Source organism: Streptomyces olindensis (assembly GCF_040645895.1).
Lineage (GTDB): Bacteria > Actinomycetota > Actinomycetes > Streptomycetales > Streptomycetaceae > Streptomyces > Streptomyces olindensis.
Window position 1 is genome coordinate 130,515 of the sequence record NZ_JBEYZD010000006.1, and the last position, 24,960, is coordinate 155,474.

The 24,960-nt window shown below is 72.3% G+C and carries 22 protein-coding genes and 5 tRNA genes; 8 read left to right on the forward strand and 19 right to left on the reverse strand.

Annotated elements, in window-relative coordinates:
* Positions 1–172: 172 nt before the first annotated feature.
* A complete protein-coding gene (locus ABZ948_RS05510) occupies positions 173–2,011 on the forward strand; it encodes an HSP90 family protein (protein ID WP_359757564.1) in 1,839 nt (612 codons plus the stop codon).
* Entirely contained in the window at positions 2,008–4,938 is a 2,931-nt protein-coding gene (locus tag ABZ948_RS05515) for a tetratricopeptide repeat protein (RefSeq protein ID WP_359757498.1), read from the forward strand. The genes ABZ948_RS05510 and ABZ948_RS05515 overlap by 4 nt, the downstream gene beginning before the upstream one ends.
* Positions 4,939–4,991: 53 nt before the next feature.
* On the opposite strand, the gene ABZ948_RS05520 is transcribed toward ABZ948_RS05515, so the two are convergent.
* Positions 4,992–7,037: a DAK2 domain-containing protein gene (locus ABZ948_RS05520; RefSeq protein ID WP_435857459.1), complete on the reverse strand. Its 2,046-nt coding sequence runs from the start codon at positions 7,035–7,037 to the stop codon at positions 4,992–4,994.
* 267 nt (positions 7,038–7,304) lie between these two features.
* On the opposite strand from ABZ948_RS05520, the gene rpmB reads away from it, so the two are divergent.
* Positions 7,305–7,490 (forward strand): 50S ribosomal protein L28, encoded by a 186-nt coding sequence (rpmB, locus tag ABZ948_RS05525; RefSeq protein ID WP_003993230.1) that lies wholly within the window; start codon positions 7,305–7,307, stop codon positions 7,488–7,490.
* Positions 7,491–7,637: 147 nt separating this feature from the next.
* On the opposite strand, the gene thiD is transcribed toward rpmB, so the two are convergent.
* Together thiD and ABZ948_RS05535 are read right to left on the reverse strand one after the other, a co-directional pair.
* Positions 7,638–8,429, reverse strand: coding sequence for a bifunctional hydroxymethylpyrimidine kinase/phosphomethylpyrimidine kinase (gene thiD / locus ABZ948_RS05530; protein WP_359757501.1), 792 nt, complete (start codon positions 8,427–8,429; stop codon positions 7,638–7,640).
* Positions 8,426–9,391: a thiamine-phosphate kinase gene (locus ABZ948_RS05535; RefSeq protein ID WP_359757503.1), complete on the reverse strand. Its 966-nt coding sequence runs from the start codon at positions 9,389–9,391 to the stop codon at positions 8,426–8,428. Before ABZ948_RS05535 ends, thiD begins: the two co-directional genes overlap by 4 nt.
* A 206-nt stretch (positions 9,392–9,597) precedes the next feature.
* On the opposite strand from ABZ948_RS05535, the gene ABZ948_RS05540 reads away from it, so the two are divergent.
* Positions 9,598–9,831 (forward strand): Lrp/AsnC family transcriptional regulator, encoded by a 234-nt coding sequence (locus ABZ948_RS05540; RefSeq protein WP_003997603.1) that lies wholly within the window; start codon positions 9,598–9,600, stop codon positions 9,829–9,831.
* A 20-nt stretch (positions 9,832–9,851) separates the two neighbouring features.
* Positions 9,852–10,373, forward strand: coding sequence for a DUF3515 domain-containing protein (locus ABZ948_RS05545; RefSeq protein WP_359757504.1), 522 nt, complete (start codon positions 9,852–9,854; stop codon positions 10,371–10,373).
* A gap of 71 nt (positions 10,374–10,444) precedes the next feature.
* Here the strand turns inward: ABZ948_RS05545 and ABZ948_RS05550 are convergent, their stop codons facing one another.
* The 3 genes from ABZ948_RS05550 to ABZ948_RS05560 are packed head-to-tail and all read right to left on the reverse strand — an operon-like array spanning position 10,445 to position 13,460.
* On the reverse strand, positions 10,445–11,602 hold the full coding sequence (locus ABZ948_RS05550; RefSeq protein WP_359757506.1) for a D-alanine--D-alanine ligase family protein: 1,158 nt from the start codon (positions 11,600–11,602) through the stop codon (positions 10,445–10,447).
* A 59-nt stretch (positions 11,603–11,661) separates the two neighbouring features.
* On the reverse strand, positions 11,662–12,672 hold the full coding sequence (locus ABZ948_RS05555) for an NAD(P)H-dependent glycerol-3-phosphate dehydrogenase (protein ID WP_359757507.1): 1,011 nt from the start codon (positions 12,670–12,672) through the stop codon (positions 11,662–11,664).
* Positions 12,669–13,460 (reverse strand): lysophospholipid acyltransferase family protein, encoded by a 792-nt coding sequence (locus ABZ948_RS05560; RefSeq protein WP_359757509.1) that lies wholly within the window; start codon positions 13,458–13,460, stop codon positions 12,669–12,671. The genes ABZ948_RS05555 and ABZ948_RS05560 overlap by 4 nt, the downstream gene beginning before the upstream one ends.
* Before the next feature lie 159 nt (positions 13,461–13,619).
* Between ABZ948_RS05560 and cofC the strand changes: the two genes are divergently transcribed.
* Both cofC and ABZ948_RS05570 read left to right on the forward strand, forming a co-directional pair.
* Positions 13,620–14,258, forward strand: coding sequence for a 2-phospho-L-lactate guanylyltransferase (gene cofC / locus ABZ948_RS05565; RefSeq protein WP_359757511.1), 639 nt, complete (start codon positions 13,620–13,622; stop codon positions 14,256–14,258).
* Between the two features lie 9 nt (positions 14,259–14,267).
* Positions 14,268–14,471 carry a hypothetical protein gene (locus ABZ948_RS05570; protein WP_031120965.1) on the forward strand — a complete coding sequence of 68 codons (204 nt, stop codon included), beginning with the start codon at positions 14,268–14,270 and terminating at the stop codon, positions 14,469–14,471.
* 71 nt (positions 14,472–14,542) lie between these two features.
* On the opposite strand, the gene ABZ948_RS05575 is transcribed toward ABZ948_RS05570, so the two are convergent.
* The 4 genes from ABZ948_RS05575 to leuC all read right to left on the reverse strand — a co-directional run bounded on the left by ABZ948_RS05575 (position 14,543) and on the right by leuC (position 17,859).
* Positions 14,543–15,184: an HU family DNA-binding protein gene (locus ABZ948_RS05575; protein ID WP_037763941.1), complete on the reverse strand. Its 642-nt coding sequence runs from the start codon at positions 15,182–15,184 to the stop codon at positions 14,543–14,545.
* 136 nt (positions 15,185–15,320) lie between these two features.
* On the reverse strand, positions 15,321–15,551 hold the full coding sequence (locus ABZ948_RS05580; RefSeq protein ID WP_359757513.1) for an SCO5555 family protein: 231 nt from the start codon (positions 15,549–15,551) through the stop codon (positions 15,321–15,323).
* A gap of 277 nt (positions 15,552–15,828) precedes the next feature.
* On the reverse strand, positions 15,829–16,422 hold the full coding sequence (gene leuD, locus ABZ948_RS05585) for a 3-isopropylmalate dehydratase small subunit (RefSeq protein WP_359757515.1): 594 nt from the start codon (positions 16,420–16,422) through the stop codon (positions 15,829–15,831).
* A 6-nt stretch (positions 16,423–16,428) separates the two neighbouring features.
* Positions 16,429–17,859, reverse strand: coding sequence for a 3-isopropylmalate dehydratase large subunit (gene leuC, locus ABZ948_RS05590; protein ID WP_359757516.1), 1,431 nt, complete (start codon positions 17,857–17,859; stop codon positions 16,429–16,431).
* 194 nt (positions 17,860–18,053) lie between these two features.
* On the opposite strand from leuC, the gene ndgR reads away from it, so the two are divergent.
* Complete coding sequence (gene ndgR, locus ABZ948_RS05595; RefSeq protein WP_010044585.1) at positions 18,054–18,770, forward strand: IclR family transcriptional regulator NdgR; 717 nt, start codon at positions 18,054–18,056, stop codon at positions 18,768–18,770.
* Positions 18,771–18,941: 171 nt separating this feature from the next.
* Here the strand turns inward: ndgR and ABZ948_RS05600 are convergent.
* From ABZ948_RS05600 to ABZ948_RS05640, 9 genes are all read right to left on the reverse strand, one after another.
* Positions 18,942–19,014: transfer RNA gene (locus ABZ948_RS05600), tRNA-Glu, on the reverse strand.
* A 28-nt stretch (positions 19,015–19,042) separates the two neighbouring features.
* Positions 19,043–19,114: transfer RNA gene (locus tag ABZ948_RS05605), tRNA-Gln, on the reverse strand.
* A gap of 20 nt (positions 19,115–19,134) precedes the next feature.
* Positions 19,135–19,207 (reverse strand) — tRNA-Glu (locus ABZ948_RS05610).
* Positions 19,208–19,236: 29 nt separating this feature from the next.
* Positions 19,237–19,309, reverse strand: a tRNA-Glu gene (locus ABZ948_RS05615).
* 21 nt (positions 19,310–19,330) lie between these two features.
* Positions 19,331–19,402, reverse strand: a tRNA-Gln gene (locus ABZ948_RS05620).
* Positions 19,403–19,494: 92 nt separating this feature from the next.
* A complete protein-coding gene (locus ABZ948_RS05625) occupies positions 19,495–20,226 on the reverse strand; it encodes an HAD family hydrolase (protein WP_359757518.1) in 732 nt (243 codons plus the stop codon).
* Between the two features lie 29 nt (positions 20,227–20,255).
* Positions 20,256–22,475, reverse strand: a complete 2,220-nt coding sequence (locus ABZ948_RS05630) for a FlgD immunoglobulin-like domain containing protein (RefSeq protein ID WP_359757520.1) — start codon at positions 22,473–22,475, stop codon at positions 20,256–20,258.
* Positions 22,476–22,645: 170 nt separating this feature from the next.
* Positions 22,646–24,130 (reverse strand): glutamate--tRNA ligase, encoded by a 1,485-nt coding sequence (gene gltX / locus ABZ948_RS05635; RefSeq protein WP_359757521.1) that lies wholly within the window; start codon positions 24,128–24,130, stop codon positions 22,646–22,648.
* Positions 24,123–24,899, reverse strand: a complete 777-nt coding sequence (locus ABZ948_RS05640; RefSeq protein ID WP_359757522.1) for a fumarylacetoacetate hydrolase family protein — start codon at positions 24,897–24,899, stop codon at positions 24,123–24,125. Before ABZ948_RS05640 ends, gltX begins: the two co-directional genes overlap by 8 nt.
* Positions 24,900–24,960 lie beyond the last annotated feature (61 nt).

Sequence of the window (24,960 nt, forward strand, 5' to 3'; positions counted from 1 at the left end):
TGACAATGGCGCCCAGGCCGCGGCGGAGGCCGCCGTATACGTCCCGGAAATCCCTGGTCAGGCGGCCGGTTCGGGCCTTAGGATGACGCGCCCCCGGCCTTTTACGCGGTCACCGCCTCACCGGGACCGCCCGACCCCGCGCCGTCGCGAGTCCCCCACCGGCGCCGTGATGATGGACTCCCAGACCTCACAGGCATCCCAGGCACCCCGTTCTCCTCGATCACCTCATACGTTCCAGGTCGACCTGCGTGGTCTGGTGGACCTGCTCTCCCACCACCTCTACTCCAGTCCCAAGGTGTACCTGCGCGAGCTGCTGCAGAACGCCGTGGACGCCATCACGGCCAGACGCGCGGAGGAGCCCGGCGCCCCGGCCCGGGTGCGGCTGTACGCGGAGGGCGGGGCCCTGCGGGTCGAGGACACCGGCGTGGGGCTCACCGAGGCGGACGTGCACAGCCTGCTGGCCACCATCGGGCGCAGTTCCAAGCGCGCCGAGGGCCTCCAGGAGGCCAGGGCCGACTTCCTCGGGCAGTTCGGCATCGGCCTGCTGGCCTGTTTCGTCGTCGCCGAGCGCATCCGGGTCGTCAGCCGCAGCGCCCGTACGCCCGGGGCGCCGCCCGTGGAGTGGACGGCGTCCGACGACGGTTCGTACACCGTGCGGACCCTGCCGGACGCCGAGCGTCCCGAACCGGGCACCACCGTGCACCTGGTGGCCCGGGCCGGGGCCGCGGAGTGGCTCGCGCCCGAGCGGGTCGAGGCGCTGGCCCGGGACTTCGGGTCGCTGCTGCCGTACGACGTCCGGGTGGGCGACGAGGCGGTGACCGACCTGCCCGCGCCCTGGGACCGGCCGTATCCGGGCCCGGCGGCCCGCCGCGTCGCCCTCGCCCGGCACTGCCACGACCTGTTCGGCTTCACGCCGCTGGACACGATCGACCTGTCCGTGCCGCTGGCGGGCGTGCGCGGGATCGCGTACGTGCTGCCGTCGGCGGTCAGCCCGGCCCGGCGCGCCGGTCACCGCGTGCACCTGAAGGGCATGCTGCTGACCGAGCGGGCCGAACAGCTGCTGCCCGACTGGGCGTTCTTCGTGCGCTGCGTGCTCGACACGGACAGCCTGCGGCCCACGGCGTCGCGGGAGGCGCTGTACGAGGACGAGACGCTGGCCGCCGTGCGGGAGGCGCTGGGCGAAAGGATCCGCGCCTGGCTGACGGGGCTCGCGGCGGGCGATCCGGAACGGCTGGCCGCGTTCCTGTCGGTGCACCACCTGGGCGTGAAGTCGCTGGCCCGGCACGACCGGGAGATGCTGCGCACGATGCTGCCGTGGCTGCCCTTCGAGACGACCGACGGGCGGCTGTCCCTGGAGGAGTTCGCGCAGCGGCACCCTGTCGTGCACTTCACGCGGACCGTCGAGGAGTACCGGCAGGTCGCGCCGATCGCGTCCGCGCAGGGCATCGGCGTGATCAACGGCGGTTACACGTACGACAGCGAGCTGGTGGAGGCGCTGCCGTCGGTGCGGCCGGGAACGGTGGTCGCCGAGCTGGACGCCGACACGGTGACCGCTCACCTGGACGCGGTCGACCCGGCCGAGGAACTGGCCCTGTCCGGCTTCCTGGCGGCCGCGCGGGCCCGGCTCGACCCGCTGGGCTGTGACGTGGTGCTGCGGGCCTTCCACCCGCTGTCCGTGCCCGCGCTGCACCTCGACGACCGGGAGGCCCGGCACGAACAGGCCCGGGCGGACGCCGAGGCGCGGGCCGACGACCTGTGGGCGGGCATCCTCGGCTCCCTGCGCGGCAGCGCCCCCCGCGCGCGGCTGGTGCTCAACCACCTCAACCCGCTGGTGCGGCGGATCGGCGCGCTGCCCGACCCGGAGCTGATCGGCACGGCGACGGAGTCGCTGTACGGGCAGGCGCTGCTGATGGCGCAGCGGCCTCTCCGGCCCGCCGACTCGGCGCTGCTCAACCGGGCGTTCATCGGCCTGCTGGAGTGGGCCACGCACAGCGAGGACGGTCGTGCATGAGCGGGATCACGGACTTCGACGCCCTGCGCCGGGCGATGGCGGAGAACGCCGAGCAGCCGGAGGGGCCGGCCCGCAACGCGCGGGCGGAGGAGCTGCTGACGGCGGCCGAGAAGCTGGATGTCCCGCTCGCCGTGATCGAGGCGCTCGGGCACCAGCTGAAGGTCTACAACTACAGCTCCGAGAAGGGGAAGATGTTCGTCCCCTTCGCGCGTCTGCTGCGCATGTGGGACGAACGGCCCGAGGACTTCGACGCGTACGAGACCCACTCGCTGCACTGGGTCTTCAAGTGGGTGTCGTCCGGCATGCTCGACCAGCCGCACATCCCGCTCGCCTCGATCGAGAAGTGGCTCGGCGAGATGGAGCACCGCTACCGGCTCGCCGGGCACTCCGAGCGGGCCGTGCGCAGCGCCGAGCACAGTGTGGCCGCGCATGTCGGGGACGTGGCGCGGGCCGAGCGGGCGTACGCCGCGTGGCTGGCGGCCGACCGGGACGCCATGGCCGACTGCCATGCCTGCGAGCTGCACGGGCAGGGCTGGTGGCAGGCGGAGCTGGGCCGGGACGCGGAGGCGCTCGAGCTGTGGCGGCCGGTGCTGGACGGCGAGTACACCTGCGCCCACGAGCCGCACACGGCCCTGGCGTCCTCCCTGGTGCCGCTGCTGCGGCTGGGCCGGGCGGACGAGGCCCGGGCCAACCACCTGCGGGGCTTCCGGCTCGTACGGGCCATGGAGAGCATGCGCGGCGCGTACGCGGAGCACGTGGAGTTCTGCGCGCTGACCGGCAACGAGGCGCGGGGGCTGGAGCTGCTCGCCGAGCGGCCGGCGTACTTCACGGACGACGGGCATCCGCAGAGCAGGCTGGAGTTCATGAGCGTGGCGGCCCTGCTCATGGACCGCCTGACCGCACTCGGTCTGGGCGACCGGCAGGTGCCCGGTCCGGCCGGCCGGGAGTGGACCGCCCGCGAACTGGCCGCACACGCGCGTGCGCAGGCCCTGGAACTGGCGGCGCGCTTCGACGAGCGCAACGGCACGATGTACGTCACCGAGCGGGCACGCGCGCGCATGGCGCGGAAGCCGCTGGAGGAGCGGCTGCCGCTGGGGGTGCGCTCGGTGCGGCCCGTCCCGCCGCCCGCTCCCCCGGTGCTCGCGGCCCCCGCCGCCGGCCGGCCGGATCTGCCCGCGCTGCTGGCCGAGGCGCGGCGGCTGTCGGACACCTTGCGGCCGGGCGCCGTGGAGGCCTGGGCTGCGGTCGCCGCCGCCGCGGAGGGCGTCGAGCTGAACCCGCGCGACCGGGCCGAGATGGCCGACCACGAGGCGATGGCCCTCGGCCCGGAGGGGGTCGCGCTCTTCGAGCGGGCCGCCGGGCTCTACGCGGAGGCGGGCGACCCGGGCGAGGCCCTGGCGGCACGCGCGCGTGGGGCGTACGTACGCGCGCTGGCCGGTGACGTGGCCGAGGCGGTCGCGGCCGTGGCCGTCCCGTACGAGGAGGTCCTCGCGCTGTACGCGGCCGGCGGCACGGGGCTGCGGCAGACGGCGTCGGTCCTGATGGGACGGGCCCGGACCCTGATGCGCCGGGCGCACGAGGAGCCCGGTACGGACGCGGGGCGCGCCGCGGCCGAAGCCGCCGTCCGTGAGGTGCTGGCGCTCGTCGACGGGCGGACCGGGGAGGACGTACGGCTGGCCGCGCGGGCCGCCGAGGCCCGGGCGATGCTCGGCGAGCTGGCGGGGCTGGCCGGGGACGTGAGGTCGGCGGCGGAGCTGTTCGCGCGGGGCGCGGCGGAGTTCGTCGCGGCGGGGCTGCCCTGGTTCGCGGTGGAGTACGAGGCCCGGCTGGCCTCGCTGGCCCACCACCTCGGTGACATGGCCGAGGCGGAACGGGCGCTGCGGGCGGCCCTGGAGCACGGCGGCGCCCAGCTGGAGGCGCCCGGGCGGGCCCAGCTGCACCTGCAGCTCGCGGAGCTGGTCGGCGGCCGGGGCGATGCCGTGGAGGCCGCCGGACACGCCCTGGAGGCCGCGCACTGGGCCGACGAGGCGGGTGAGAGCGCGACGCTGGGCGCCTGGGCCCGGCAGCAGCTCGGCGGGTTCCTGCTGCGGCAGGGGCGGTGGGCCGAGGCCGCGGAGGTGCTGGAGTCGGCCCTGCCCGATCTGACCGCCGAGACGCACGGCGACGGGGCGGTGGTGCAGACGCAGTGGTGGCTCGGCGACTGCCTGAGCGAACTCGGCGAGCACCGGGCCGCCGCCGAACGGCGCCTGCAGGCGGCCGAGATCGCCCGGCACTGGCCCGAGCAGCACGACCACGCGACCCTTGCCCACCTGGCCGGGGAGTCCCTCGGGGAGGCCGGGCTGGCCGCCGAGGCGGACCGGGCCTACGCCCGCGCGGGCGCCCTGTGGCGCGAGCTCGGCAACGTCCCTGGGCTGGTCCGCTCGCTGCGCGCCCGCGCCTGGCTCGCGCTGGACGGGCGGGACGGGCCGGAGGACGCACGCGGCCTGATGACGGAGGCGGTCCGGGCCTGCGAGGCGGCGCTGGACACGACGGCCGACGAGGAGTCCCGGCAGCAGCTCGTGGCCGAACTGGGCCATACGCACCGGCAGTTCGGCGACGTGCTGGTCCGTTCCGTCGCCGAGGACGCCGAGGACGCCTCGGTCCGGGCCGTGTTCGAGGAGGCGCTGGCCCAAGTGCTGCTGTCGGCCGGGGTGTTCGCCTCCCTCGGGGCGGGCGCGCTGCACAGCCGCACCGGCTCCGAGCTCGCCGCGGGCCGGCTGGAGGCCGACCTGGGCCGGACCGCCGACGCGGCGGCACGCGCGCGTGCGGTGCTGGCGGTGTACGAAGGGTACGAGGGGTACGACGACGAGGAGACCGGGGACAGCGAGGGGGCCCTGGCCCGGCGGGCGGAGGCCGAGCAACTGCTCCGGCTCCTGACGGGCTCCTGACAGATCGCGCTCCTGACAGACCGGTCCGGCTCCGGACGGCCCCGGACGCAGGGCTACTCCACGCCGATGAGCAGCAGGGAGCCCTGCCGTCCGCCCCGGTACACGACGGTGTCGACGGCGAGGTACCCCTCGCGGACCCGGCCCTCCAGGTGCTCGGCGATGGTCTCGGGGGCCTCGTCACCGAGGACCAGGGTGACCATCTCCCCCCCGGCCGCGAGCATGCGGTCCAGGACGGTCTCGGCCGTGGCCGCGACGTCCGAGCCGATCACGGCCACGTCGCCGTCGATCAGGCCGAGGACGTCCCCGGCCTGGCAGATGCCGGCCATCGTCCAGGACTGGCGTTCGGCGACGGTGACCTCGGCGTAGCGGGTGGCGCCGGCGGCCGAGGTCATCGACACGACGTCCTCGTCGAAGCGGCGCTCCGGCTCGTGCACGGCCAGTGCCGCGATGCCCTGGACCGCCGAGCGGGTCGGGATGAGGGCGACGCGGACCCCCTCGGTGCGGACCTGCTCGGCCGCCGCCGCGGCGGTGTGGCGCAGGTCGGCGTCGTTGGGCAGCAGGACGACCTCGCGCGCGTGGGCCCGCCGTACGGCCTGCACGAGCTCCCCGCTCGCGGGCGGCTCCCCGGGGCGCGCGAGCACGGTGGTGGCACCGGCCTCGGAGTACAGCCCGGCCAGCCCCTCGCCGGGCACGACCGCCACGACGGCCCGCTGGGCGCGCTCCCGGGGCGGCCGCTCGGCGCCGGTGGTGTGCACGTCGCCCGCGCCGAAGTGCGTGATGCGGATCCGGTACGGCCGCCCGGCCTCGATGCCGGCCTCCACGGCGGCGCCCGCGTCGTCGACATGCACGTGGACGTTCCACAGCCCGTCGCCGCCGACCACGACGAGCGAGTCCCCGAGGGCGTCGAGCCGCTCCCGCAACCGCGTCACGGCGGCGTCCCCGGCCTCCAGGAGGTAGATCACCTCGAAGGCGGGCCCGTCCCGGCCGGGCGCGTCCTGGCCGAGCGCGTCCTGGCCGGGCACGGCGACGCCGTCGGCGCCTTCGCCGGGGTCGGCACAGGCCGGGAGGGGGTCGGCGAGGGACTCCACGCGCGCGTGCGGCGCGCCGGCCGTGACGCCCCGCGCCCCGGACGCCCCGGACGCCCCGGGACCGGCCAAACCGGAACCGACCAGGCCCGGGTCGGCCGGGCTGGGATCGACCAGGCCCGGCCCGGCCGGGCCGGGAACCGCGCCGGACCGCGCCGCCACCGAGTCCTCGGCCCCCGACGCGGGCAAAACACCCGCCGACAGCGCTCCGGCCGAACCGTCGGACGCCGCCCCGGGCACCACGCGCGCGTGCGCCCCCACCGGCTCCCCGGCCCCCGGCCCGGCCCCCCGGGCCTCCGGCACCCGCCCGGCACCCGTCACCGGCCCGCGCGGCCTCTCCCCCGTGAACGTCTCCACCAGCGCCCCGAGCACGGCCACCAGCCCCCGTCCGCCGGCGTCGACCACCCCTGCGCGCTCCAGCACGGGCAACTGGTCCGGGGTCGCGGCGAGGGCCTCGCGCGCTCCCTCGTAGGCGGCCCGTGCGACCCTCCCGCAGTCGCCCCCGCCCCCGTCACCGTCACCGTCGGCGGCGTCGGCGGCGTCGGCCGCGGCCGAGGCGACCGTGAGGACCGTGCCCTCCACGGGATGGGCCACGGCCTGGCGGGCGGAGTCGGCCGCGTGCCGCAGGGCGAGCCGCAGGCCCCGGCCGTCCGCGTGCGCGCTCGTGTCGTCCGCCAGCACCTGGGCCATGCCGCGCAGCAGCTGGGCGAGGATCGTCCCGGAGTTCCCGCGGGCACCGATCAGCGCCCCGTGCGCCATGGCCCGCACCGCGTCGGAGAGCGTCGGCCGGTCCTCCGTCCCGGAGCCCGCCGCGTGCCCCACGAACACCGCCTCGACGGCCGCGACCGCCGACTCCACGGTCAGGTACAGGTTCGTGCCGGTGTCCCCGTCCGCCACGGGATAGACGTTGATCGCGTCGATCTCCTCGCGCGCCCGCCCCAGCGTCTCGAGCGCGAGGCCGCACCAGGTGCGCACCGCGAGAGCATCGAAGAATGTCTGCGGCACCTGCGCCACTGCGCCTCCCTGAGCTGCTGGACGTGGCAGGCAGCGTAGACCCCGGGACGGTGTCCGCCGGAAGAGGGCCGGGGCGAGGCCCTGAGCTGCCATGGTAGTTTCGCTCTACGGGTGCAGCCGTTGTATGCTGCTCCGGTTGCCCGATCCTGATCGGGCCTTCCCCCTGGCAGCGCCACTCAGATCTCGACCGGCTCCTGGAGCCACAAGATCTCGATCCCGGCATGCCGGGATTAACCGTAAGTGCATCTGAAGTCTTTGGAGTGACCCGTGGCTGCCAACTGCGACGTCTGCGGCAAGGGGCCGGGCTTCGGCAACAACATCTCGCACTCGCACCGCCGTACGTCCCGTCGCTGGAACCCGAACATCCAGCGTGTGCGTACCGTGGTGGGCGGGACGCCGAAGCGCGTGAACGCTTGCACCTCGTGCATCAAGGCCGGCAAGGTCTCGCGCTGACGCTCAGCTAGCGCGCGGCCACTGCTGGTTCGCTTGCAGAGCCGGTCCACCTCTGGTGGACCGGCTCTTTGCCGCGCCCGGAGCGGAGCGGCTACGCGTCGCAGCAGTACCTGGGGCGCCCACGCGTCGCGGGCGCGCTCGGATCGGCTACGCCTCGCGCCGGAACCCCCAGCCGTGGTCCACCGGACCGATGCCCCCGCCGAGCGCGAAACCGGCCGCCACCGCCCCGGTGACGTACTCCTTGGCCGCCGCCACCGCCTCCGGCACGGAGTCGCCCTTGGCGAGCTGCGAGGCGATCGCGGAGGCGAGCGTGCAGCCGGTGCCGTGGGTGTGGCGGTTGTCATGCCTCGGCGCCCGGAGCCAGTGCTCCTCGGAACCGTCCGTGAGCAGGTCCACGGCGTCCCCGGAGAGGTGGCCGCCCTTGATCAGCGCCCAGCGCGGCCCGTACGCCAGCACCGCCGCCGCGGCCCGCCGCATCTCCCCCTCCGACTCCACGCGCACGCCCGTCAGCTGGGCCACCTCGTCGAGGTTGGGGGTGGCGACCGTAGCCGCCGGCAGCAGCTTCGTACGGACGGAGTCCAGCGCGGAGGCGGCCAGCAGGGAGTCGCCGTGCTTGGAGACCCCGACCGGGTCGACGACCGCCGGGGCATCCGTCCCCGCGATCAATTCGGCGACCGCCTCGACGAGTTCGGCCGAGGCGAGCATGCCGGTCTTGACCGCCTGGACGCCGATGTCGTCGACGACACTGCGGTACTGGGCGCGCACGGCCTCCACCGGCAGCTCCCAAGCTCCCTGCACGCCCATGGAGTTCTGCGCTGTCACCGCCGTGACGACGCTCATGCCGTGCACGCCGAGCGCGAGCATCGTCTTCAGGTCGGCCTGGATGCCCGCGCCCCCGCCCGAGTCGGAGCCCGCCACCGTCAGGACGTTGGGGATCACGAGTCCGTCTCCCCGAAGTGGTCCCAGCCGCCCTTGCTGGTCCACGGCGCCCCGTCGACCGTCACCTGGGGCAGCGCCGAGGGGTTGAGGACCTCGCCGATGACCTTCCAGCGGGCGGGCAGCTTCACGTCCGGCGGGAAGGTCGCCACGATCGCGTGGTCCTCTCCCCCGGTCAGCACCCACTGCATCGGGTCGACGCCGACGGCCTGCCCGATGTCGTTCATCTGGGAGGGGATGTCGATCGCCTGGGAGCGGATGTCGATGCGCACCTTGCTGGCCTCGGCGATGTGCCCCAGGTCGGCGATCAGCCCGTCGCTCACGTCGCACATCGCGGTCGCCCCGAGCCCGGCGGCGGCCGGCCCCGCGTGGTACGGCGGCTCGGGCCGCCGGTGGGCCTCCACGAAGGCCCGCGGCGAGCGGAACCCCCGGGACAGCACCGCGAAGCCGGCCGCCGACCAGCCCAGCCAGCCCGTCACCGCGACGAGGTCGCCGGGCTGCGCGCCCGCCCGCGTCACGGGCTCCTGGTTGCGCAGATCACCGAGCGCGGTGATCGACACCATGATCGAGTCGCCGCGTACGACGTCCCCGCCGACCACGGCGGCGCCCGCCACCTGGCACTCGTCGCGCAGGCCGTCCATCAGCTCGCTCGGCCACGTCACCGGCAGCTCGGCCGGGACGACCAGGCCGAGCAGCAGCGCGGTCGGCACGGCGCCCATGGCGGCGATGTCGGCGAGGTTCTGCGCGGCCGCCTTGCGGCCCACGTCGTAGGCCGTCGACCAGTCGCGGCGGAAGTGCCGGCCCTCCACCAGGATGTCCGTACTGGCCACGACCCTGCGGTCGGGCGCGGCCACCACGGCGGCGTCGTCGCCGGGGCCGACCCGGACCGCCGGGGTGGTGGTCAGACGGGAGGTGAGCTCCCTGATGAGCCCGAACTCACCGAGCTCACCAACAGTGCCCTTCATTGCCCTTTCTCCCCTTCTGTCCCTGTCCGTGCCCGGTCGCGAGGCATCTCGGTCCTCGCTACGGTCGAAGTGACCGTCACGTTCTGCCGGACCCGTGCCCCGGCGCGCAAGACCCGGTGCCCGCAGGTCTCCCCGCGGCGAGCGGCGACGCGATACCGTGGCGTTCCTTTTCCCCACATGATCCTCGTGGCCGCCCTGGAGGTTCCGTGGTACAGGCGTACATCCTGATCCAGACGGAGGTCGGCAAGGCGTCGACCGTCGCCGAGACGATCAGCAAGATCCCTGGAGTCATCCAGGCCGAGGACGTGACAGGACCCTACGACGTGATCGTGCGGGCCCAGGCGGACACCGTCGACGATCTCGGCCGCATGGTGGTCGCCAAGGTCCAGCAGGTGGACGGCATCACCCGCACCCTGACCTGCCCGGTCGTGCATCTGTAGCCCCCGTCTACCCTGAGCCGGTGAACTCTTTCCGTCACCGGCACCGCTCTGTCTGCCGCGTTGTCCTCCGCCTGCCCGCTCTCGCGCTGTTGATCACTGCCGCGGGCTGCTCCTCAGCAGACGACAGCGCGTCGGCGGCGGTTCCCGATCCGGACGCGAAGGCCACGGAACTGTGCCGGAACCTGAACAAGGTACTGCCCGCGAAGGTGGACGGTGAGCGTCGCCAGGATCCCGAGCCCGCGTCGGCGCTGACGGCGGGCTGGGGCAGCCCGGCGATCATACTTCGCTGCGGTGTGCCGCAGCCGCCGAAGATGGTCGATCCGAAGGTGGCTCAGGGCCGGGACGCGGACGCGGTCGCCGGGGGCGTGAACGGGGTCGACTGGCTGATGGAGAAGCAGGGCGACGAGGGATACCGGTTCACGACCGCCAACCGGGAGACGTACGTCGAGGTCCGGGTGCCGGAGGGCGTGGACAGCTCGGGCGTGCTGATCGATCTGGCCGCCGCCGTGAAAAAGGCGATCCCCGAGGGGATCGCCTCCTGAGTCCTGCCGGTCGCTCTCGGAAGTCCTGCCGGTCGTTCCCGAAAGTCCTGCCGGTCGCTCCCGAAACCGGTTCAGCGCAGGCCCGTCGACCGGCGCAGGGCCGCCTGCACCAGGCGGTCGATCAGCTCCGGGTAGCTCACCCCGCTCGCCTGCCACATCTGCGGGTACATCGAGATGGGCGTGAAGCCGGGCATCGTGTTGATCTCGTTGATCACGAACTCGCCGTCCTCGGTGAGGAAGAAGTCCGCGCGGACCAGACCCTCGCAGGACGCCGCCTCGAAGGCGTCGACCGCCAGGCGCTGCACCTCGGCCGTCTCCTCGGGCGTGAGGGGCGCGGGCACGATCCCCGGCGTCGAGTCGATGTACTTGGCCTCGAAGTCGTAGTACGCGTGCGCGTCGGGCGAGGGGATCTCCGCCGGTACGGAGGCCCGGGGGCCGTCCTCGAACTCCAGGACGCCGCACTCGATCTCGCGGCCGCGCAGGGCCGCCTCGACGAGGATCTTGGGGTCGTGCCGCTGGGCCTCGGCGATCGCCTCGTCCAGGCCGGAGAGGTCGTCGACCTTGGTGATGCCGATCGACGAACCCGCGCGCGAGGGCTTCACGAACAGCGGCCAGCCGTACTCGCCGGCGAAGTCGACGATCTTCTTGCGGGCGGCGGCCTCGTCACGCTCCCACTCGCGCGGCCGGATCACCACGTACGGGCCCACCGAGAGCCCGAAGGAGGTGAAGACCCGCTTCATGTACTCCTTGTCCTGGCCGACGGCCGAGGCGAGCACGCCCGAACCCACGTACGGGACGCCGGAGAGCTCCAGGAGGCCTTGGAGGGTGCCGTCCTCGCCGTACGGGCCGTGCAGCACCGGGAAGACCACGTCGACCTCGCCGAGCGCCTTGGGGACCGACCCGGGCTCGCTGTAGACGACTTCGCGGTTGGCCGGGTCGACCGGGAGGATCACCCCGCCCTCGGCGGACTCGGCGAGGGCGTCGACGCTCGGCGGGCGCCGGTCGACGATCGCCATCCGCTCCGGTTCGTCCGCCGTGAGCGCCCAACGGCCGTCCTGGGTGATGCCGATCGGGAGGACGTCGTACTTCGTCCGGTCGATGGCCTTGAGGACGGCGCCGGCGGTGACCACGGAGATCCCGTGTTCGGAGCTGCGCCCGCCGAACACGACGGCCACACGCGGCTTGCGAGGCGGCTGCTCGGGGCTCTGGGGGAGGTTCTCGGTGCTCATATCGGCTTGAGAGTACCCGTTGGTAGGGCCCCAAGACAGCGCCCGCCGCCTCGCGTCGCTCAGCGTCGTTCGGGCTTCGCGCTGCGCGACATCAGCTCCTTGAGAGCCACCACCGGAGGCTTGCCCTCGTGCACGATGCCGACGACCGTCTCCGTGATCGGCATGTCGACGCCGTGCCTGCGGGCCAGATCCAGCACCGACTCGCAGGACTTGACGCCCTCGGCGGTCTGCTTGGTGACCGCGATGGTCTCCTGGAGCGTCATGCCCTTGCCGAGGTTGGTGCCGAAGGTGTGGTTGCGCGACAGCGGCGAGGAGCAGGTGGCCACCAGGTCGCCCAGGCCCGCCAGTCCGGAGAAGGTCAGCGGGTCGGCGCCGAGGGCCATGCCGAGCCGGGTGGTCTCGGCGAGGCCGCGGGTGATGAGCGAGCCCTTGGCGTTGTCGCCGAGGCCCATGCCGTCCGCGATGCCGACGGCGAGGCCGATGACGTTCTTCACGGCTCCGCCCAGTTCGCAACCCACCACGTCCGTATTGGTGTACGGGCGGAAGTACGGCGTGTGGCAGGCGGCCTGGAGCCGCTGGGCGACGGCCTCGTCGGTGCAGGCGACGACGGCCGCGGCCGGCATCCGCGCGGCGATCTCCCGGGCCAGGTTGGGCCCGGTGACGACGGCGATCCGGTCCGGGCCGACCTTGGCGACGTCGTCGATGACCTCGCTCATCCGCATCGCGGAGCCCAGTTCGACGCCCTTCATCAGCGACACGAGGACCGTGTTCGGGGCGAGCAGCGGGCTCCACTCGGCGAGGTTGCCGCGCAGGGTCTGCGAGGGGACGGACAGGACCGTGAAGTCGGCGTCCGCCGCGGCTTCGGCGGGGTCCGTGGTGGCCCGCACGTTCTCCGGCAGCTCGACGCCCGGGAAGTAGTCGGGATTGGTCCGCGTGGAGTTGATGGCCTCCACGAGCTCCGGTCGGCGCCCCCACAGGGTGACCTCGCACCCCGCGTCGGCGAGCACCATGCCGAAGGCCGTGCCCCACGAACCGGCGCTCAGGACCGCCGCCTTGACCGGTGTGCTCACTTGCCCAGCCCCTCTTCCTGCACGGTCTGCCCGGACTTCTGGTGCGTCTGCGTCTGCGCCTGGGTGCGGCGCCGCTGCTCGATCCGCTCCCGGCGCGGGTCGTAGGGCGTCTCGGGCGCCTTCTCGCCGCGGATCTCCTCCAGCTGGGCGGTGATGGCGGCCATGATGACCTCCGTGGCCTCCTTCAGCAGGTCGGCGGTCATCTCCCGGTCGTAGAACCGCGTGAGGTCCACCGGCGGTCCGGCGAGCACACGGTGCGTCTTGCGCGGCAGCAGATGCGGCTTCTTCGCGTACGGCGGCAGCAGCTCGTTGCAGCCCCACTGGGCCACGGGGATCACCGGGCACTTGGTCTGCAGGGCGACCCGGGCCGCCCCGGTCTTGCCCGTCATGGGCCAGCCGTCCGGGTCGCGGGTGAGGGTGCCCTCGGGATAGAAGGCGACGCATTCCCCGCGGTCGACGGCGTCGATCGCGGCCCGGAAGGCGCTGAGCGCGTCCGTGCTCTCGCGGTAGACGGGGATCTGCCCGGTACCCCGCATGGCGGCCCCGACGAATCCCTTCTTGAAAAGCCCGCTCTTCGCGAGGAATCGCGGGACCCGCCCGGTGTTGTACTGAAAGTGCGCGTAAGCGAAGGGATCGATGTGCGAATTGTGGTTCACCGCGGTGATAAATCCACCCTCGGCCGGAATGTGCTCCATTCCGCGCCAGTCCCGCCTGAGCAGAACCACCAGCGGTGGTTTGCAGATCACCGCGGCGAAGCGGTACCAGAAGCCGATTCTGCGGCGGGGCACGCGGACACCTTCCTCTAGGGCCTGAAGCGGGGGCCACCGGGGGGCCGCACAAGTGTCGCCCCAGGCCGCCGGTCTGTCGAGAACACCGTACGCCCCGACACGCCGGCCGCCCGATGCCCCGGGTGACAATGGCCGCGACAAGAGGAGGACGGAACACCCGTGCAGTGGACCCTGGTCGTACCCCTGAAGCCCCTGGCCCAGGCCAAGAGCAGGCTCGCGGACACCGCGGACGACGGGCTGCGGCCGGACCTGGCGCTGGCCTTCGCCCAGGACACGGTGGCGGCCGCGCTGGCCTGCCCGGCGGTGCGGGATGTGGCAGTCGTCACGAACGACGCCCGGGCGGGCCGTGAGCTGGCCGCTCTGGGCGCGGCGATCATCCCCGACGAGCCGGGCAGCGGCCTCAACGCCGCCCTCGCACACGGGACGGGGGCCGTACGGTCCGCGCGCCGGGGAAGTCCGGTGGCCGCGCTGAACGCCGACCTTCCGGCACTGCGCCCGCGGGAATTGTCCCGGGTACTCGATTCCGCCGCCGAATTCCCGCGCGCTTTTCTCCCGGACGCGGCCGGGATCGGCACGACCCTGCTGTCGGCCGCCCCCGGCCTGGAATTGCGTCCGGCCTTCGGCACCGATTCCCGGGCCCGGCACCGCACGTCCGGCGCGGTGGAACTGTCCCTCGCCGCCGTGGACTCCGTACGCCAGGACGTGGACACCGGCGACGACCTGCGCAGCGCGCTTGCCCTGGGGGTCGGCCCTCATACGGCCGCGGCCGCCGCGCGGTTGCTGATACCCGGGCAGTAGGCTGCGGCCATGCAGGCGACCGCGTACACGTACGACCCCGAGAGCCGCAGCGGGCAGGTGCTCCTGGACGACGGCACCCCGGTGCCCTTCGACGCCGCGGCGTTCGACGCGGGGGGCCTGAGACTGCTGCGCCCCGGGCAGCGGGTCCGTATCGAGGTGGAGGGCCCGAAGGAGAGCCTCCGCATCACTCTCGTGACACTCCAGACCCTCTGACCACTCCCTGAACACACCGCGGGCCGGACTCCGTGCGGAGTCCGGCCCGGCGCGTGAATACCCCGGCGCCCCTACTTCTTGCGGGCGGTGGTCTTCTTGGCGGTGGTCTTGCGCGCCGTCGACTTCTTGGCGGGGGCCTTCTTGGCCGTCGCCTTCTTCGCCGGGGCCTTCTTGGCGGTGGTCTTCTTCGCGGCGGTGGTCTTGGACGTCGCCGTGGTCTTCTTGGCGGGCGCCTTCTTGGCCGTCGTCTTCTTCGCGGCCGCCGTCTTGGTGGTGGCCTTCTTCGCCGTGGTCTTCTTGGCGGTGGTCTTCTTCGCGGCGGCCGTCTTCGTGGTCGCCTTCTTCGCGGCGGCCTTCTTGACCGTCGCGCCGGCACCGCCGGTCAGGCTGCCCTTGGGCGCCTTCTTGACGGACACCTCACCACCACGCGGGAGCTTCTTCGAGCCGCTGACCAGGTCCTTGAAGCCCTGGCCCGCGCGGAAGCGCGGAACGGAGGTCTTCTTGACCCGAACCCGCTCGCCCGTCTGGGGGTTACGGGCGTAGCGGGCCGGACGGTCGACCTTCTCGAAGGAACCGAAGCCGGTGACGGAGACCCTCTCACCTGCGACGACCGCGCGGACGATGGCGTCCAGGACATGGTCGACAGCGTCGGCGGCCTGCTGGCGGCCGCCCATCTTGTCGGCAATCGCTTCTACGAGCTGCGCCTTGTTCACGTCTTCCCCTTCGGAGACATCGCCAGAACGAAAGTGTTCAAGCTTTTTCGCACGTTAGGCAGATATATACCGCAAATCAAACACGAAACGGGCTTATCACCCTTGTGCCGCAACGAACTCGGCGGTGCCTTCGGGTTCAGCGTTCCTCGTCGGGGAGACGTCCCTCGTCGAGGTCCGCGGTGAACCGCTCCAGCCGCCTTGCCGCGTCGGCGAGATCGTGCTTGGCCGCGGCCGTAATGACCAGCAGCTTCCGGGTCAGCGCCATCCGTACGCCCTCCGGGACTTGCAGTGCGCGCACCCTTGCGTGCGCTTCCTTGAGTTGGCCCGCGACTGCCGCATAGAGCTCGAGTTGGCCGTCGTGTTCCATGCACAGATTGTGCCATCTGGGGCGAGTTGTCGCCTGCGCAGGGGACAACTGCCGCCTCAAACGGCCTTCCCGGCACGCACGGAAGTCACGGCTGTACCACTCGCGTACCCCGACAACCACCGGCATAACGTGGGAAGTTGACAGCCCTGGTCCGGGCGTGCAGGGCCGTTCGGGTGCAGACACGGCTGTACCCCCGATCGGGCTGATCGGGGGTACAGAGGGGGTCTTGCGGTGGCCGAAAGTCGCCTTGCTCAGGGGCGGCGGTTCGTGCTCCGGATCAGACCGGGAGGGTCCGCGGCTTGAACGACGGGCGCTTCGCCTCGTACGCGGCGATGTCCGCCTCGTTCTGCAGGGTGATCGAGATGTCGTCGAGGCCGTTCAGCAGCCGCCAGCGGGAGTTCTCGTCCAGCTCGAAGGAGGCGGTGATGCCCTCGGCACGCACCTCACGGCTCTCCAGGTCGACGGTGATCTCGGCCTGCGGGTCCTTCTCCGTGAGCTCCCACAGCGCGTCCACGATCTTCTGCTCCAGAACCACCGTGAGCAGGCCGTTCTTGAGCGAGTTGCCGCGGAAGATGTCGGCGAAGCGGGAGGAGATCACGGCCTTGAAGCCGTAGTTCTGCAGCGCCCAGACGGCGTGCTCACGCGAGGAGCCGGTGCCGAAGTCGGGGCCGGCGACCAGGACGGTCGCGCCCTGCCGCTCGGGCTGGTTGAGGACGAACGTCTCGTCCTTGCGCCAGGCCTCGAACAGCCCGTCCTCGAACCCGTCGCGCGTGACCTTCTTGAGCCAGTGGGCGGGGATGATCTGGTCGGTGTCGACGTTGCTGCGGCGCAGCGGGACGCCCCGGCCGGTGTGGGTGGTGAATGCTTCCATGACTGATCAGACTCCAGCGGGCGTACGGACGTCGGCGTCGGCCAGGTCGGCCGGGGAGGCCAGGTGGCCCAGGACGGCGGTGGACGCCGCGACCTGCGGCGACACCAGGTGCGTACGGCCGCCCTTGCCCTGCCGGCCCTCGAAGTTGCGGTTGGAGGTGGACGCGGAGCGCTCACCCGGGGCCAGCTGGTCCGGGTTCATGCCCAGGCACATCGAGCAGCCCGCGTGCCGCCATTCGGCGCCGGCCTCCTTGAAGACGACGTCCAGGCCCTCGGAGACGGCCTGCAGACCGACCCGCGCGGAGCCCGGGACGACCAGCATCCGTACCCCGTCGGCGACTTTGCGGCCCTTGAGCAGCTCGGCCGCGGCGCGCAGGTCCTCGATGCGGCCGTTGGTGCAGGAGCCTACGAAGACGGTGTCCACCTTGATGGAGCGCAGCGGCTGTCCGGCCTCCAACCCCATGTACTCCAGGGCCTTTTCGGCGGCGTAGCGCTCCGATGCGTCTTCGTACGAAGCAGGATCGGGGACGGACGCCGAAAGCGGTGCGCCCTGCCCCGGGTTGGTGCCCCAGGTGACGAACGGCGACAGTTCGGCGGCGTCGATGACGACCTCGGCGTCGAACTCGGCGTCCTCGTCCGTGCGCAGCGTCTTCCAGTACGCGACGGCGGCGTCCCAGTCCTCGCCCTCGGGGGCGTGCGGGCGGCCCTTGAGGTAGGCGAAGGTGGTCTCGTCGGGGGCGATCATGCCCGCGCGGGCACCGGCCTCGATCGACATGTTGCAGATGGTCATCCGGGCCTCCATCGAGAGCTTCTCGATGGCCTCGCCGCGGTACTCCAGGACGTAGCCCTGGCCGCCGCCCGTGCCGATCTTCGCGATGATCGCGAGGATCAGGTCCTTGGCGGTGACGCCCTCGGGCAGCTCGCCGTTGACCGTGATCGCCATGGTCTTCGGGCGGGACATGGGCAGCGTCTGGGTGGCCAGCACGTGCTCCACCTGGGAGGTGCCGATACCGAACGCCAGCGCGCCGAAGGCGCCGTGCGTGGAGGTGTGCGAGTCACCGCAGACGACGGTGGTGCCCGGCTGCGTCAGGCCCAGCTGCGGGCCGACGACGTGCACGACGCCCTGCTCGACGTCGCCCAGCGGGTGCAGGCGCACCCCGAACTCGGCGGCGTTCTTGCGCAGGGTCTCCAGCTGGACCCGGGAGACGGGGTCGGCGATGGGCTTGTCGATGTCGAGGGTGGGGGTGTTGTGGTCCTCGGTGGCGATGGTGAGGTCGAGGCGCCGCACCTTGCGCCCGCTCTTGCGGAGGCCGTCGAAGGCCTGCGGGCTGGTCACCTCGTGCAGCAGGTGCAGATCGATGAAGAGAAGGTCGGGCTCGCCCTCGGCGCGCCGGACGACATGGTCGTCCCAGACTTTCTCCGCGAGTGTCCTACCCATCGCTGTTCCCTCCGGCCGACGGCGATCGCCGACCCAACTAGAGATCTTGAGGAGGCGGGCCCGCGCCCCTGGTTCCGGGCAACCGCCGCCAGGCCCGTACGTCACGGGCCGTTGTGACTTCGTGTCTTCCAGGGTGGCGGGTTCCACGGAAATTTGAACTTGCGTTTCACAGAGTGAGACGCGAGTATCGTTTCATGGACAACAGTAGCGGCGTCGGCGTTCTGGACAAGGCGGCCCTCGTCCTGAGCGCTCTAGAGTCCGGTCCGGCCACCCTCGCGGGGTTGGTCGGTGCCACCGGACTGGCACGACCCACGGCCCACCGCCTGGCCGTGGCCCTGGAACACCACCGCATGGTGGCGCGCGACATGCAGGGCCGTTTCATTCTCGGCCCGCGTCTGGCCGAGCTGGCCGCGGCCGCGGGTGAGGACCGTCTCCTCGCCACGGCGGGCCCGGTGCTCACGCATCTCCGTGACGTCACGGGCGAGAGCGCGCAGCTCTACCGCCGCCAGGGCGACATGCGCATCTGCGTCGCCGCGGCGGAGCGCCTGTCCGGTCTGCGGGACACGGTCCCGGTCGGCTCGACGCTGACGATGAAGGCCGGCTCCTCGGCGCAGATCCTGCTGGCCTGGGAGGAGCCGGAGCGGCTGCACCGCGGCCTGCAGGGGGCGCGCTTCACGGCGACGGCCCTGTCGGGCGTACGGCGCCGGGGCTGGGCGCAGTCGATCGGTGAGCGGGAGCCGGGGGTCGCGTCCGTCTCCGCGCCGGTGCGAGGCCCTTCCAACCGTGTCGTGGCGGCCGTGTCGGTGTCCGGCCCGATCGAGCGTCTGACCCGTCACCCGGGCCGGATGCACGCGCAGGCTGTGATCGATGCGGCGGGGCGCCTGTCCGAGGCGCTGCGGCGCACCGGCTGAACGTTCCGGGGAAGGTCGGCCTCAACGCCGCGGCAGGCTTTCCCCCGACTCAGCGCCGTGACAGGGACTGTTTCGTCGTCGAGTGCGGACCGGCAGTGGCTGGTCGCGCAGTTCCCCGCGCCCCTAAACGCTTCGAGGCCCTCCACCGAAGTGGAGGGCCTCTTGTATGCGTACCCCCGACCGGATTCGAACCGGCGCTACCGCCTTGAGAGGGCGGCGTGCTAGGCCGCTACACAACGGGGGCGTGGACACTGCGTTTCCGCAGGTCCGAGCTGGTCTACCTGGACTCGAACCAAGACTAACTGAACCAGAATCAGTCGTGCTGCCAATTACACCATAGACCAATGTGGTTTAGACCAGTCAGTACCCCCGACCGGATTCGAACCGGCGCTACCGCCTTGAGAGGGCGGCGTGCTAGGCCGCTACACAACGGGGGCCCTAGCGATCCCGACAAGATCGGAATCAGTACCCCCGACCGGATTCGAACCGGCGCTACTGCCTTGAGAGGGCAGCGTGCTAGGCCGCTACACAACGGGGGCTTTGCAGATGAGCTCTGCGAGCTGGCCTACCTGGACTCGAACCAAGACTAACTGAACCAGAATCAGTCGTGCTGCCAATTACACCATAGGCCACTGGAACGCAAGCCCCCGAGGGGGTTCTTGTTCTAGTTCGCTCCCCCGGGCTCCGGCCTTTCGGCCCGCTCCCCGGCGGCGCAGGAAGAACATTACCCGAAGGTGGACGGGGCTCCAAAACGAGTATCCGCGCCGAGGAGCGAGGGCAGTTCGGCGAGGGACGCGATGCGGTGCGGACCGACGGGCGGCTCGATCGTGGCGTACAGGCCGCCGCGGTCGATCCACACCGACAGCAGCCCGGCCTCGGCCGCGCCCCGCCCGTCGATCTCCGGGTGGTCGCCGACGTACGCGACCTGCCGCGGAGCGAGGGCGAGGGCCTCGCAGACCGCGTGGAAGGCGCCGGCCTCGGGTTTGGAGACGCCGAGTTCCGCCGCGCACAGGATGGTCTCGAAGCGGTCGTGGACGCCGAGGGCGCGCAGCTTGCGGTCCTGGACGTGGAGGCTGGAGTTGGAGAGCACCGCGTGCCGGTGGCTGGAGGCGAGGGCGTCGAGGACGGGCAGGACGTCCGGGAACAGGGCCCAGACCGCCTCGTAGTGGGCGATGTACCGCTGGAACCAGGCGTCGGCCTCGGCGTCGGTCAGCTCCTGCCCGAGGAACACCCGTACGCGGTCGCGCCGCTGGTCCTCGAAGGTGGCCTCGCCCGCGGCGAAGCGCGCCCACTGCAGCTCGGTGATCTCCCGCCAGCGGGTGATGGCCTGCTCGACGGTGCCGTAGTCGTCGAGCAGGCCCTCGGCCGTCAGGTGGGCGCGCATGCCGAGGCGGTCGGCGGTGGTGTAGTCGAACAAGGTGTCGTCGACGTCCCAGACCACGGCTTCGATGCTCATGGTCCGACCGTACCCACCGCGACCGGTTCTCAGCCCAGCGTCATGGTGCCGGAGAGCGTGAGGTCAGGGCCCTGGTCGTCGCGGGGCCGGGCGGTGAGCCTCCAGGTGTAGGTGCCGCCCGTGACGCCGGCGCCGCTGTCGGTCGTGCCGTCCCAGGCGGGGCGCACGGCGGCTCCGGTGGAGGCGCCGGTCAGGGTGCGCAGGACCGTGCCGGAGGCGGTGGCGAGGGTCAGGGTCCAGGTGGAGGGCTTGTTCAGCTGCCAGACCGGCGACCAGGGGAACGCCTTGCCGATCACGGACGGTGAATGGGCCTGGGCCTCCATCTGCGCGAGGGGGGAGGCGGGGACGCCGCTGGGGACGATCGACACCTCGCCGTACGTGCCGTTGAGGTAGGCGATGTGGCCGCCGAAGCGGTCGACGGCCCAGCGGCCGTTGCTGCCGCCGGTGTTCTGGTCCGTGGCCGGCAGCTTCACCAGGGTGCGGGTGGTGGCGGTGCCGGTGTGGAAGTCGGTGATCAGCAGTTCGTGGGTGGCGCGGTTCTCGCGGAGCAGGAAGCCGTCGGCGAGGCGGGCCGGGCCGTGGTCGGCCGGGACCGTGATCTTGCGGCTCGTGGCCCGGTCGTAGACGCCCGCGGTGCTGCCGCAGGACCAGTACAGCCAGGTGTTGACGGCCTGGATGTCGGTGGGGGTGCAGGGGGCGCCGGTGGCGATGGTGGTGGTCGTGCCGGTCTTGAGGTTGCGGCCGGTGACCGCGCCCTGGGTGCTGCCCGGGGCCCACAGGGTCTGGCCCCAGACGGCGGCGGCGGTGCGGTCGCGGCTGAGGGTGGTCGTGCCGCTCGTCGCGGCGCGCGGGAGATCCATGATCCGCTGGGTGCCGGAGCCGCCGTTGTAGAGGACGTAGCGGCCGGTGCTGCCGCCGATGCGGCCGCCGGAGTCGCCGTCCGTGGGGGCGCTGACGACGGTGGTGGTGTCGAGGCCGACGCCGAGGACGGATTCCTGGCCCGCGGAGTCGGTCCACAGGTGGGCGACCCGGCCGTCGCCCAGGGCCTCCAGCTGCGGGCAGGCGGCGTCACCCGGGAGGCAGGTGGCCGGGTTCTGCGCGGGGCTGCGGCGCGTCTGGGGCCCGGCGGGCCGGCCGGTGGCGTCCAGCTGGAAGCTGTTGTAGCGGAACGAGGCGCCCGGCGTCGTGCCGTAGAGGAACAACTCGCCGCCGGCGACGGCCAGTCCCTGTACGCCGGTCGCCGCGGCGGGGACCCGGGCCACCTTCTCGGTGGCGAGGCCGCCGCCGTCGGCGGGGGTGATCCGGTGGACGTTCCAGTCGAGGCTGGAGGGGCCGGCCGTGGCCAGGGCACCGCCGTCCAGGGTGGGGCCGATCCCGCCGAAGGAGGAGGGGAGCACGGTGCCGACGGCGCCGGTGACGAGGGAGCGGGCGGTCAGTGCGGCTTCGGTGCCGACCTGGACGAAACCCGGATTGCCGATCAGGAGTTGATCACCGACGACCGCTTCCAGCCGGGCGTCGTGCCTGCTGAGCGCGGTGGGCTCGGTGCCGGGCTCGGCGTCCACCCGGATCGCCTTCCAGTCGGCGACGAGCCAGCGGTCGTTGTAGGCGACCTGCGGGGCCGCGGTGTCCCCGGTGACGTAGGTGCGGAAGGTGCCGTCCGCGAGGTCGATCAGGCCGACGGACGTCTTGCCGTCCAGGGCGTGGACGACCGCGAGGCGGCGGACCGAGCCGCCGGTGAGGTAGGCGGTGGGGCGGGCGCCGGACGGCAGGCCGGTGACGGGGATGTCGGTGACGAGGCCGTCGGCGGCGGAGCGCAGGACGTGCAGGCCGCCGGTGCCGTCCATGGTCAGCACGCTCCAGCCCACGGCGGCCCGGAAGGTCTGGCCGGTGGGGATCGGCACGGTGGCGGTCGCGCCCGTGGCGCGGTGCTTCTGGGTGACCGTCTGGCCGTCGCGGGTGTTCACGACGTCGGTGCCGGTGGCCAGGTCGTCGGGGCCGGCGTGCGCGGGCGGGACGGCGTCCGGGTAGTCGACCGCGGTGACGGTTCCGCCGGTCGCCGGGCGCCACTGGAAGCCGGACGCGCCGGCCCACGGGTAGTCGACCGTCACGCGCTGTTCCGTGACCAGCCGCACCGTGCTCACCGGCTCGTCGGCCTCGGGGGCCGCCTGCGCGGGTGCGGTCAGCACGGTGCAGGACAGCGCCACCACCCCGCCGACGGCCGCGTGGACGAGTCTTCGTGAACGGCTCATGTTCCTCTCCCCCTGTACCAGGGCGCACACGCGCACCGTGCGCACAAGGGGCATCCAACGTCCCCGTCGGGGACGGGAGTTGGCCGGAACGGTGAACTCCGGGTGACGGCTGGGCGGACACGGCGAGGGCGGCGCCCGAACCGGACGCCGCCCTCGTGACAACCGTGTCGTTACGCGGCCAGCTTCGCCAGCGCCGCGTCGATCCGGGCCAGGGTCTTCTCCTTGCCCAGGACCTCCAGGGACTCGAACAGCGGCAGGCCGACCGTACGGCCGGTGACGGCGACGCGGACCGGGGCCTGGGCCTTGCCGAGCTTGAGGCCGTGGGCCTCACCGGCGGCCAGGACGGCCTCCTTGAGCGACTCGGCGGAGGTCCAGTCGGCCGCGTCCAGCTTCTCGCGGGCCGTGCGCAGCAGGGCGTCCGAGCCCTCCTTCATCGCCTTGTTCCAGGACGCCTCGTCCTCGGCCGGCTCCGGCAGGAACAGGAAGTCGACGTTGTCGGTGATCTCGGAGAGGACCTTGAGGCGGGTCTGCGCGTGCGGGGCGATGGCCTGCCACTTCGCCTCGTCGAAGGCCTCCGGGGCCCAGGGGGCGAACGGCGCCTGGAGCCACGGGCGGCAGCGCTCCGTGAAGTCCTTCACGTCCAGCAGGCGGATGTGGTCGCCGTTGATGGCCTCGCACTTCTTGAGGTCGAAGCGGGCCGGGTTCGGGTTGACGTCGGAGATGTCGAACGCGGCGATCATCTCGTCGATGCCGAAGACGTCCTGGTCGGCCGAGAGGGACCAGCCGAGCAGGGAGAGGTAGTTGAGCAGGCCCTCGGGGAGGAAGCCGCGCTCCCGGTAGAGGTTCAGGCTGGACTGCGGGTCGCGCTTGGAGAGCTTCTTGTTGCCTTCGCCCATCACGTACGGCAGGTGGCCGAAGGAAGGGATCTCCTTGGCGATGCCCAGCTCGATCAGCGCCTTGTACAGGGCGATCTGGCGGGGGGTGGAGGAGAGCAGGTCCTCGCCGCGCAGGACGTGGGTGATCTCCATCAGGGCGTCGTCGACCGGGTTGACCAGCGTGTACAGCGGGGCGCCGTTGGCGCGGACGATGCCGTAGTCCGGGACGTTCTCGGGGGTGAAGGTCAGCTCGCCGCGGACCAGGTCGGTGAAGGTGATCGTCTCGTCGGGCATCCGGAAGCGGACGATCGGCTCGCGGCCCTGGGCCTGGTACTCCTCGACCTGGGCGTCGGTGAGCTCGCGGCAGTGGCCGTCGTAGCCGGAGGGCTTGCCGGCGGCGCGGGCGGCCTCGCGGCGGGTGTCCAGCTCGTCCTGGGAGCAGTAGCAGCGGTAGGCGTACCCGCCGTCGAGCAGCTTCTGCGCGACCTCCTTGTAGAGGTCCATGCGCTGCGACTGGCGGTACGGCGCGTGCGGGCCGCCGACCTCGGGGCCCTCGTCCCAGTCGAAGCCCAGCCAGCGCATCGAGTCGAGCAGCTGGGTGTACGACTCCTCGGAGTCGCGCGCCGCGTCGGTGTCCTCGATGCGGAAGACCAGGGTGCCCTGGTGGTGCTTGGCGAACGCCCAGTTGAACAGGGCGGTGCGCACCAGGCCCACGTGGGGGTTACCGGTGGGCGACGGGCAGAAACGGACGCGTACGGGGGAGCCGGGTGCGCTAGCCACGCTTGACAACCTTGTTGGTGAGAGTGCCGATGCCTTCGATGGTGACGGCGACCTCGTCGCCGACGTTCAGGGGGCCGACCCCAGCCGGGGTGCCGGTGAGGATGACGTCGCCGGGGAGCAGCGTCATGGCCTCGGAGATGTTGACGATCAGGTCCTCGATGGAGTGGATCATCTCGCTGGTGCGGCCGAGCTGGCGCTGCTGGCCGTTGACCGTGAGCTGGATGGTCAGGTCGCTCGCGTCCAGGTCCGTCTCCACCCAGGGGCCGAGCGGGCAGGAGCTGTCGAAGCCCTTGGCCCGGGCCCACTGCTTCTCGCGCTTCTGGACGTCGCGGGCGGTGATGTCGTTGGCGCAGGTGTAGCCGAAGATCACGTCCTTGACGCGCTCGCGCGGGACCTCGCGGCACATCCGGCCGATGACCACGGCCAGCTCGGCCTCGTGGTGCACCTCGGAGGAGAAGGAGGGGTACTGGATCTCGTCGCCGGGGCCGATCACCGAGGTGGAGGGCTTGAAGAAGGCGAAGGGGGCCTCGGGGACCTCGTTGCCCAGCTCCCGGGCGTGGTCGGCGTAGTTGCGGCCGAAGGCCACGACCTTGTTGGGGAGCACCGGCGGCAGCAGCCTGACCTTGGCGACCGGCACCTTGGTGCCGGAGAGCTCGAAGTCCGCGAACGGGATGCCCTTGATGATGTCCAGGACGAGTTCGTCCTGCTTCTCGCCCTCGATGGCGCCGAAGGCGACGTTCCCGTCGATGGAGAATCTGGCGATGCGCACGGGATGCTTGGCCCCTTGACTGAAGCGGCTGGAGTCTGACGCTCCAGGCTAACGCGGGGAG